General features: G+C 50.8%; 2 protein-coding genes and 1 pseudogene. 2 read left to right on the top strand and 1 reads right to left on the bottom strand.

All coding sequences use genetic code 11. The features are described from left to right. Nucleotides 1-169 precede the first annotated feature (169 nt). The gene (locus IQ219_RS17690; RefSeq protein WP_228017303.1) at nt 170-2,083 is read left to right on the top strand and encodes a PP2C family protein-serine/threonine phosphatase; all 1,914 of its coding nucleotides are present in this window, start codon (nt 170-172) and stop codon (nt 2,081-2,083) included. 59 nt (nt 2,084-2,142) lie between these two features. Here IQ219_RS17690 and IQ219_RS17685 read toward each other — a convergent pair whose 3' ends face one another. Next, the gene (locus IQ219_RS17685) at nt 2,143-2,739 is read right to left on the bottom strand and encodes a rhomboid family intramembrane serine protease (protein WP_194020638.1); all 597 of its coding nucleotides are present in this window, start codon (nt 2,737-2,739) and stop codon (nt 2,143-2,145) included. Nucleotides 2,740-2,842: 103 nt separating this feature from the next. On the opposite strand from IQ219_RS17685, the pseudogene IQ219_RS17680 reads away from it, so the two are divergent. Continuing rightward, a pseudogene (locus IQ219_RS17680) lies at nt 2,843-3,965 on the top strand (ATP-dependent helicase); the annotation flags it as partial.

The following is a 3,965-nucleotide window of genomic DNA, read 5'->3' as shown; positions in this document are numbered from 1 at the left end:
GTGGCAACGCAGTGCCTAGGAGTTGACGGAAACAAGGTTTGGCCATTGCTTTTCCCGAATGATAATGTCTCCAGGATTATGCTAGCGTTGGGAGCGGAAAGACCCTACTGTGGCTAGAGTTGCCCCTGGGTAGTCTGAGAAAGAGTTTTAAAAGGGTTTTGTTGCGGTGATGGAAAAAGTTATGGAGCCGGTAACTGTGGGCCAAAGGATGCTCAAACCAGCGGTGGGCTTGATTAATCGCTTACACTATCCCCAAAAGTTTGCCCTGATCAGTGTTTGCTTTTTGTTGCCCTTGGGTTTGGCTATTTTCCTGCTTCTGTCCGAAATTCAAGGTCAAATTCAGTTTGCCCAGCTAGAGCAACAGGGCTTGGCGTACCTGGGTCCTCTGCAACAATTGCAACAAACGGTGCTGACAGAACCCCTCACGCCTTTGGAGTCAAGCCATTGGCAGTCCCCTGTGGAACATTTAGAACAAGTTCAGGACCGTTGGGGGCAAAAATTGCATACAGCAACGGATTATGTTGCCCTAGAAGAAGCTTTATCAACCAGGCGGAATAACAAGGAAACTAACCCCGAAGAAATTCTCCAGGCGATCGCCGTGCTGCGTACCAAAGTAGGAGACCAATCCAATCTCATTCTTGATCCGGATTTGGATAGTTATTACCTGATGGAAGCCCTGTTGCTCAAATTACCCCAACTGCAAACGGATGTGGCCCAACTAGGTACCATCATTGCTTCCCACTCCGGCTCCGGCCTTTCCCCCACAGAAGAATCCCAATTGCTAGTGATTAAAGCCCAGTTGACCCAGCTCAGGGAAAGTTTGGTCAAAAACCTTGGGGTGGCCTTCACCCACAATGATAATCAACAACTACAACCTAGGGTAAGTAATGGTCTCCATGGTTTGGCCAACGCCCTAGAAACATTGGATCAAAGTTTAACTAGGGTAATTTCAGGGCAAACCAAGCTCGATGACCCCGGTTTAAGCCAGCAGAGCCAATGGAGTTTACTGAACAGTTTACATTTTTGGCGAACGCTCAGCCCGGAATTAGACCAACTACTGTCCGAGCGTATTCAACGGTTCCAGCAACGGCAATGGCTCCTTAGCACCTTTGTGTTGGCTACCCTGGCGATCGCCGCCTATTTATTTTGGGGGTTCTATGCCAGCGTCATGGCTACCATCGCTAGTTTGAGCAGTGCAGCGGAAAAAATGGTGGCGGGCAGTCAAACTAAAGCAGTGGAATTACAAACCCAGGATGAAATGGCGGAAGTGGTCCACGCCTTTAACACGGTGGCCGATGCCCTCTGTCGCCTCATGGAAAAATTACAGGACGAAAATTTACGGCTAGAGGCGGAAATTGACATCACTCGACAATTACAACAGATGTTAATGCCTTCGGAACAGGAGCTGGCGGCGGTGGCCGGGCTAGAAATTGCCGGTTTTATGGAATCGGCTACGGAGGTGGGGGGAGATTATTACGATGTGTTGCAAACCAATGGCCAAGTCAGAATTAGCATTGGCGACGTTACTGGCCACGATTTAGAAAGCAGTTTGGTGATGATTATGGCCCAAACGGCCCTGCGGACTTTGTTAGAACATGGGGTCACGGATCCGGTCAAACTGTTGAGCGCCATGAACCGCACCATCTACGAAAACACCAGGCGCATGGGTTCTTCTAAAAATATGACCTTGAGTTTGTTGCAATATGAAGCGGGGTTAATCCGTCTGAGTGGGCAACATGAGGAGGTGTTAATTATCCGCAGTAACGGGGAAACGGAACAGATTGACACTTTTGAATTGGGCTTTCCCCTGGGTTTGGAACAGGATATTAGTGCCTTTGTGACAGAGCGGGAAATTAGTTTAAACAGTGGTGATTTGGCTGTGCTCTACACCGATGGCATCACCGAAGCGATGAATATTAAGAGGGAATTTTACGGCATAGAACGGTTGCAAGCAGTACTTTCCCGGCATCGACACCAGACCCCGGCGGAAATCCGCCACCAGGCGATCGCCGATCTGAAGCATTTTTTGGGGGACCAACCCCAAGAGGATGATGTCACCCTATTAATTCTTAAGCAGAAGTAGTTGTAACAAATCTGCGGGGAGACAACACCATTACTGATTGAGCAACTTTTTTCCCCGTTCTAACTTTTGCCGTAGTAATGCTTTTCCCTCGCAATTAACCAAGCGGCGATCGCCCCACCGATGAACCCGAATAAGTGACCCTGCCAAGAAACCCCCGGCCGACCGGGTAGTAAGCCCCAGAGAGCACTGCCGTAGAGCACTAGGACAACAATGGACAGGACAATGGAGGCCAGGTTTTTTTGGAACCAACCCCGCAGTAATAAAAATCCCAGGTAACCAAAAATCAGAATGCTGGCCCCCACGGTGACAGTGTTAGGGGGCGCAATCAACCAGACTCCCAAGCCCCCCACCACCATGGTGATCCCAGTCACAATCCAAAAGTCGCTCACTTCCTGGAGCATCACCAGCCAAGCCAAAATAACAAAGGGAACGCTATTGGCAATTAAATGACCGAAGTCGGCATGGAGAAAGGGGGCAAATAGAATTCCTCTCAGACCTTCCAAGGAGCGGGGATAAATGCCAAATTGATCCAGGCTGCCCCGAAAAACAAACGCATCCAAGATTTCCAGTAGCCAAAAAATGGCTAGAAAACTGACAATAATCGAGAACTGACTTTGCAGGGTGGCCCGCAAGGGAGTTTGGCGACTTTGGCTCATGGTGATCAAAAAGAGCGATGGCTGAGGTTAGGGGGACAGAGACCCATCCCTAATCAAGAATAACCAATCGCCCTAGAATGGGACAGACCAGAAACTAGATCCTATGGCGACTATCCACGGTAATTGGCAACCTTCCCACGGGGAAAACGGCGGCAGACTGTTTCTTTGGGCGGATACCTGGGGTAATACCCTGCCAGAAACCACTGGCGATCGCCATCCCTTTGCGTTGGATGTACCGGCCTTGGTTCAAGCTTGGTCTAATGTGCCCCTGGCTTTTCCTCCAGCGGATAAGGTAACAGAGCAAACTTTAACGCTTCATTTACCAAGCCATCGTCAGCAAAAAATTCCCCTGCCCTTTGTTACAGGGCAAGACCCCGTGGCCATGGATGCGAAATACCTCCACTGGCGATCGTGGCAAATTACTGGGATGAGTTTGACCCCCAAGCAAACGTTAACGTTGCTGCAATCCATTCCCCTGGGAGGCCAGATCCTAACCAGCTTGGGATCAGAATTTTATTTTTACGGTCAATTGCACCGCTGGTGTTTGGATTTAGTTCTGCGGGGCAAATTTGTGCCGGGGCTAGGGCAAATGGGGCAAGACGGCGGTTACTACGCTCAATGGATTCCCATCCTCGATAGCATCCAAGACCAAACCTATCTGGCCCAATTTACCCAGAGAGTCCCTCCCTGTACCCTGGCCCTGACGCCGGAAACCGAAGCGGCTCAAGGGGTAGTGGTGGATTTACTCCAACAATTAGTCCAAGCCCAGATCGAGGTCACTAGTCCCGCCATTAGTAATGCCAAAGAAGCTTGGTTAAATAGTTGGCTCAAGGGCCTGACCCAGCCGGAGCAAACTTCCCTGGGTACGGGTAAAGCTCTGCAACGTTTAGCCACAACCCTGGACCATTGGTATCTGCCGGTCCAAGGTTATCTGGGGCAACAAAACAACCAAGCCCTAGCCCAACGGCAATGGCGGGGTGCCCTGCGGTTACAGCCCCCGGTGGATGGTGCTGGCGGCATCTGGCAATTGGAATATGGTTTACAAGCCTTGGATGATGGAAAATTCTGGCTACCGGCCGCTGCCCTCTGGACCATGACCGGCGATCGCCTAGTGTGGCAGGGCCGCAGAGTGGAGCAAGGGGCAGAAAGTTTACTGCGGGGCTTGGGAGTGGCGGCCCAAATCTATGAACCCATTGCCGACAGTTTGGCCCAACGCTGCCCCACAG

The organism is Synechocystis sp. LEGE 06083, assembly GCF_015207725.1.
Taxonomy (GTDB): Bacteria; Cyanobacteriota; Cyanobacteriia; order Cyanobacteriales; family Microcystaceae; genus Synechocystis; species Synechocystis salina.
The sequence above is the reverse complement of the archived record's forward strand: the minus strand, read 5'-3'. Positions and strand labels throughout refer to the sequence as shown.